This window comes from Bacillus cereus group sp. BfR-BA-01360, from assembly GCF_022663595.1.
Classification (GTDB): Bacteria; Bacillota; Bacilli; order Bacillales; family Bacillaceae_G; genus Bacillus_A; species Bacillus_A cytotoxicus.
The window spans coordinates 1-274 of record NZ_JAKUFV010000093.1 but is presented as its reverse complement, the minus strand read 5'-3'; the positions used below and the strand labels follow the sequence as shown (position 1 = coordinate 274).

Here is a 274-nt window from a genome sequence, read left to right as displayed (position 1 = left end):
CAATTAGAATTTCTTGCTCCTTGTTTGGATAGATACGAAACTTATACACTTTGTTAACTAACATTGATTTCACCTCCTTTTAGTATATACTAATTATATACAAAACATAAGTATATACTAAAAGGAGGTGAAGTAGTATGGAACGTATTTCAAAATTAATTACGTTTCCTGCTGATTTAATGCCAGAAATCGAAAAATACCAAAAAGAAAATTACATCACGAGTTTTGCAGGTGCGGTTTACGAGCTTATTCGTAAAGGTTTAAGTGTGTCGGA

At 31.4% G+C, this 274-nt stretch carries 1 protein-coding gene; it reads right to left on the bottom strand.

Features of this window, described 5'->3' with window-relative positions:
- A partial coding sequence (locus MR056_RS22080) for a helix-turn-helix domain-containing protein (RefSeq protein ID WP_242136739.1) occupies window positions 1–64 on the bottom strand: 64 nt, incomplete at its 3' end.
- Window positions 65–274: the final 210 nt, after the last annotated feature.